The organism is Methylobacterium iners (genome assembly GCF_022179305.1).
Taxonomy (GTDB): domain Bacteria; phylum Pseudomonadota; class Alphaproteobacteria; order Rhizobiales; family Beijerinckiaceae; genus Methylobacterium; species Methylobacterium iners.
In genome coordinates this window covers 1-5141 of sequence record NZ_BPQP01000135.1, presented here as the reverse complement: position 1 = coordinate 5141, position 5141 = coordinate 1, and the positions used below count along the sequence as shown (strand labels likewise).

At 61.2% G+C, this 5141-nt stretch carries 5 protein-coding genes; 3 read left to right on the top strand and 2 right to left on the bottom strand.

Annotated features, from left to right (window positions below; translation table 11 throughout):
- Positions 1-192 (top strand): hypothetical protein (locus MFF55_RS25995; RefSeq protein WP_238247066.1); only part of this gene is annotated, 192 nt, incomplete at its 5' end.
- A 333-nt stretch (positions 193-525) separates the two neighbouring features.
- Here MFF55_RS25995 and MFF55_RS25990 read toward each other — a convergent pair.
- A complete protein-coding gene (locus MFF55_RS25990) occupies positions 526-1293 on the bottom strand; it encodes a PAS domain-containing protein (protein ID WP_238247064.1) in 768 nt (255 codons plus the stop codon).
- A gap of 678 nt (positions 1294-1971) precedes the next feature.
- On the opposite strand from MFF55_RS25990, the gene MFF55_RS25985 reads away from it, so the two are divergent.
- Positions 1972-3273, top strand: coding sequence for a sensor histidine kinase (locus MFF55_RS25985; protein WP_238247062.1), 1302 nt, complete (start codon positions 1972-1974; stop codon positions 3271-3273).
- Here the strand turns inward: MFF55_RS25985 and MFF55_RS25980 are convergent.
- The gene (locus MFF55_RS25980) at positions 3219-3695 is read right to left on the bottom strand and encodes a response regulator (protein ID WP_238247059.1); all 477 of its coding nucleotides are present in this window, start codon (positions 3693-3695) and stop codon (positions 3219-3221) included. The two genes, MFF55_RS25985 and MFF55_RS25980, sit on opposite strands and share 55 nt — an antisense overlap.
- A 657-nt stretch (positions 3696-4352) precedes the next feature.
- Here MFF55_RS25980 and MFF55_RS25975 point away from each other — a divergent pair.
- Complete coding sequence (locus MFF55_RS25975) at positions 4353-5057, top strand: hypothetical protein (protein ID WP_238247057.1); 705 nt, start codon at positions 4353-4355, stop codon at positions 5055-5057.
- Positions 5058-5141: the final 84 nt, after the last annotated feature.

The following is a 5141-nucleotide window of genomic DNA, read 5'->3' as shown; positions in this document are numbered from 1 at the left end:
CCGCTGCACCCGCATCCTGGCAAACGCAGCCTCGATTTCGCGCAGCCCAGCTTCGGCCTCAGTGGTGTCGGCGTCCTCAGCCATCCGGAAGGCGATATGGAGCATCTGCTCGATCCGACGTTCTTCGAGAATGGTAATCAGGCGGTCGAGACCAGAGAGCCGATCCTCCGCTATCATCCGCCCGCCTTTTGATCCTGCTCACGCATTACTGCTGTTCATCATGTACTACAATCGTGCACGCATCTACGCGAAGCTGCTGATGCGTTGAGATCGCTGATCACATGCTATACCACCGGGCTGCGCACCCGGAGGTCTGTAGCCGGCGTCGGCGTGGCCTCATCGTTCAGGGCGGGGCTAAGTGGGCCTCGGTCTCGCGCAATGGCGGCAAGACGCGGATGGTGATGCTCTCGGCCAAGACATGAGCGCTGCTCGTTGCGACATCCAGCGCATCTCCATGCCAACTGGTGGGTCAGCGTGATACCGCAATCGCCTCACAGCCGGTCCGCCCCCTCCCGCCACTAAAGATCAGGCCAGTGCCTGTCTCGATGTCACAGATTGCACGCATGCTGTTAAGCGGCTTGCAACAGTAGCAGAAAAGCACCTGTCAAGCTCGTCGAGAAGCTCTTGCAAGGGCTGACGCTGTCTCCGCCGCCTGTGCTCCACCTGTCTCAGGATGCGATCCCGCTCTGCCTTTGGGCCAGTCCATTTCGCGAGGCGCTCGCAATCCAACTGGTAGGCCAACTCGACATCGGCGAGCGCCGCCAGTGCCCACTGCATGCAGCCTGTTAAGCGGTCAGGGTCCAACGCGGCCTCAAACGCAAACGGCGAGATTGCGTCAGGTTCTTCGTCCAATTGGTTAGACGAAGCGAGCGGGGCTGGTGTCTGAAGCGGGAGGAGCAGGTTCGAGCCCGCGACCACCTGTCCTGATGCATCGCGCAGCGGCGTCGGAAAGGGCATGAACGGGATCAGCGTTCCATCGGGCTGCTCCAGCACGGCTCTAGCGCCACGCACCTCCTGGCCCTGCTGCATCGCCTCCGCCATGGGGCACTGATCAAGCGGCAGCGGCGTGCCATCAAGCTGATAGATGCGCCAGGAACCGCACCAGCGGGTTCTACCAAGTTCAGGACGGTAGCCCCACAAGGCGGCCGCCGCCTCGTTGTAGTAGGTCAGCCAGCCCTCAGCATCGGTGGTGTAGATCGCAGCATCCACGTGCCCGAACACCTCGGCGCACGAAGGCTCGTCATTCCAGTCAAAGCCTGGAGCAGGAAACGTCTCAGGGGTGTCCGCGTACATGGCGCTCTCCTCGACAGACGGGCGGTAGGCCCGGCGAACCCTTCCGGTCGCCCCCCTCTGTCGCGGATACCGAGAGACACGAGAGGCCATGCACTGGGCCTCGCACCTCCTGGCGGACGCCGCAGCGTCTCACTCCAGATCGTCCACTCTACGAGATTGTGCCTAGCAACTTCCGGGGGCGGTCGTTGCTCGACGCCATAATCGGCGATGCCGATCTGGGCTCTCCCGTATAGCCTTGTACGGACAGCCGGAACCTGACACGGCAAGCTACGGCTGACAACACGTTTTGTTGGTTTTGCTAAGGTTCGTGTCCACACGTTTTGCGTAAGGAGGCTCGGGTGGAAGATCGTCTGGATAGAACCCTACCCGTCCTGCTCTTGTGGGCAGAAGAGGGCGCTCATCCTACCGCTGAGCATTTCGCGGCTGCTTCACCCCACCTGAGCCTAGGACCTGAAGCGTGGTCTCTGCTTGAGACGGCGGTGGCCTACGCCCTGAACACGTCACGCGATGACGGATGCGTTCCGTGGATCAGGGTTGGTGACGAGATCATTGGGCCTGACCGCCTGCAAGGGCTGCACGCCGCCAGCGCTGAGCCTGTTTGATGTGCGACACCGAGACTCTACGCAGACGACGCCAATCCACCATGGCTCGCCATAGCCGTGCCTTGAACTTGGTCAGATGGACGTGGATGGACGCTTCGCGAAACCACCGCAGCGTTGCGACAACAGCCCTGCACGTTCGGTGACCACGTTGACCACCCTGGATGATCATGCCGTTACGATCCCGGATCGTGAGGTTGAGCTTGAGGCCGAGATCGCGCGGCTGCGTCGGTCGCTCGATGAAGCCGTTCGGCGCACAGCCAAGGACGTTCCAGCGGCAACAGCCGGGCATGAGCGAGAACTTGCCGATGCGCGAGCCGCCCTTGCTCTGGCTGAGGCCCGCTGCGCCGAGTTGGAGCAGGTCAATGTCGAGTTGGTCGCCAGTCGTAGCCTCATCGCAACCAGCGAAGCCCGCTACCGCCTCGCGGTTGAGAGCGCGAAGGATTATGCGATCTTCACCATCGATCTTTCAGGCCGCATCACGGGCTGGAACTCGGGTGCCCAGAACCTAATGGGCTGGACCGAAGAGGAAGCAATCGGTGCGCCCGCCAACCTGATCTTCACGCCTGAAGACGACCGTAACGCCATTGCCGAAACCGAGATGCGTCTGGCTGTGACGGAGGGCCGGGGCGAGGACGACCGCTGGCACCTGCGCAAGGATGGTAGCCGCTTCTGGGCCAACGGGCTGATGATGCCGCTGCGCGACGATGAGGGCGGGCTCGTCGGCTTCCTCAAGATTTTGCGTGATCGCACGGATGCGAAGCGGGCGGCCGAGCACCAAGCCTTGCTGGTGAACGAACTCAACCATCGTGTGAAGAACACCCTTGCGACCGTTCAGGCGTTCACGACGCAGACGCTTCGCAGTGCCGCGTCGATGAACGAGGCGCGTGAGTCGATCACGGCACGCCTAATTGCTCTCGCTCAGGCCCATGATGTGCTGACGGCCGAGAACTGGGACGGCGCTGATCTCGCCCAGATCGTTGCCGACGCACTTCGCCTGCATGGCGGTGACGGGCAGCGCTGCCAGTGGCAGGGCAATGCGGTCAGAGTCTCGGCGCGAATCGCGCTGGCGGTCTCGATGATGCTGCACGAGCTTGCCACGAACGCGATCAAGTACGGCGCGCTCTCGAACGCAACCGGTACTGTGACGGTGACGTGGACCATGCGCGAGGCGGGAAGCGACGGAACGGATGCCAAGCTGCGGCTGAGCCTGCGTTGGGAGGAGCGGGGCGGTCCGCCTGTGACGCCGCCGACGCGAAGCGGGTTTGGCACCCGGATGATTGAGCGGGGATTGGCCAATGAACTCGGGGGCGAGGTGCGGTTGAGCTACGAACCAACCGGTGTGATTTGCACACTCGATATCCCGCTGGAAATGGGCTGATCGGCAAGCTCGTCCAATGTAAATTCAGCAGGAAGGCCTTTCGTTCGCTCGGCTATCAGGTCGTGAACGAGCGAGATGAGGGCGGACGGTCCGACAGGCTTTTGCAGGAATCGTGCGCCTACTGGCAGGGTACCTTTGCTGGGGAAGGTGCGAGCCGAGAAGACGATCACACCGATTGAGGGCGAGAGTTCGCGCGCAACATGCGCGAGCGCAAACCCATTCAGTGTTCCTGGCATCTCAACGTCGGTGACGAGAACCTGCACATCGCTGTGGGCTTCAAGCAGCCTGTGCGCCTCATCCGCTGTGGCGGCCTCGATGACCTGATAGCCCTCGTCCGTCAGGGCTTCCACCGTCATTAGCCGCACCAGACTGTCGTCCTCGACCACGAGCACGGTCGTGCGACCTACGGCATCGGTCGTCATCTCGTCTGACATAGGGGTACGCTTACTCAACTGCACGCCTCGAATGGGCGTGAGAATGCCCCGGCACACGATACGTTCCGGCCGCACCGCGTCGCTTAATGTCACATTTCATACAATCGGGTTTGGCGTAGAGCATGCGGCCAACAAGGGGCCTGCGCACGTCGCGATGCGTGCACGTCGGCTGCTTTGCCTACCCATTCAGCCAAGAGCCACAAAACCGCATGGCACAACTACACCCAAAGTTTGCCCACTACAATGTGTTCTGCCGCAAACAGGAGCCTGATCTATGCTGTGCCGTTCGTCAGGATCGTCCTGTACCCACCTTTGTGGAGGCGGAACGTTGGGCCTACCGTGCAACGTGGTCTAGCGAAGTTGATGCTGCACTGGGCTTTCAGAGCAAGGCCGCCGAAGAGGCAACCCATACAATGGGCTACTACATCTTCCTCGCACCATGAGACCATATTCAGCTCATAATTTGAGCAAACCACTGGACCGTACCTATAGAATCACAATGAATTGAATGGGTAGGACGAGATTGATCTCGACTGAACGTTCCGGAAGAACGTCGATCTACGAAGCAATACCGACTTTCCGCTAGTTTGCTCGCGCGCACCTGAGTTGAGTGCTGCGCAGCGTCACACGCAGAGAGTGCAACGCATGAGCGTTCAACAAACCGCTGCGATCCCAAAGACAACGGTTGGTCTCTCCTTACCAGAAATGACTTGGGACGGCCTTCGGCAGCACTCCTTGCCTGCGACGCCGCGCAACTATGAGTTGCTATACAGTTATTACGGCAGCTCCGATCCAGAGGTGTCACGCCGCATTCGTGAACGGTTCGACGGCGGCCTACCCCTGACAGCAGAGTTCCTCGAATCGACTTACGATGAGTGCATCGCAGAGGACGGGCGCACCGCCACGCTGAGCGATGGTGCCGACCAGATCGCGCAGGCAACCGAGGAGATAGTCGAGCAGGTCACGGCCCACCAGCAGCCCTTGACCGAATACGGCATGGCACTGGCCGAATGGCAGGACCGCTTGAACGAGGGAAGTACGGTTGAGGACCTGCTCAAGGCCGTCGCCGCCTTGTCCCTGGAGACCAGCAAAGCAAGCGCGCGGAACCGCGTCCTGGAACAGCAACTCTCGGCGTCGTCCCTGCGCATTGCCAAGCTTCGCCAGAATCTGATCGAAGTAAAGCAGGAGGCGACCACCGATGCCCTGACCGGGATTGCCAACCGCAAGGCCCTGGAGACTAAGTTACGACGTGTCATTGCGCAGACGAGGTCGGCCCCGAGGGTCAGGACCACCTGCTCCGCACTCGGCTTCTGTCCTCGCTTCATCCTCAACTCCTCCGGTCTCGGCTGATCCTCTCAATCGGCCCGGTCCAAAGCCAGCTGGTCAGGTCACGCTGCCTGCCTGCTCCGCTGACAGAATCGATCCCGTCGATCC

Coding starts and splice junctions, on each gene's coding strand:
- MFF55_RS25990 (WP_238247064.1), bottom strand. CDS start 1,293: ATGTACGCGGACACCCCTGAGACGTTTCCTGCTCCAGGCTTTGACTGG.
- MFF55_RS25980 (WP_238247059.1), bottom strand. CDS start 3,695: ATGACGACCGATGCCGTAGGTCGCACGACCGTGCTCGTGGTCGAGGAC.
- MFF55_RS25975 (WP_238247057.1), top strand. CDS start 4,353: ATGAGCGTTCAACAAACCGCTGCGATCCCAAAGACAACGGTTGGTCTC.
- MFF55_RS25985 (WP_238247062.1), top strand. CDS start 1,972: ATGGACGTGGATGGACGCTTCGCGAAACCACCGCAGCGTTGCGACAAC.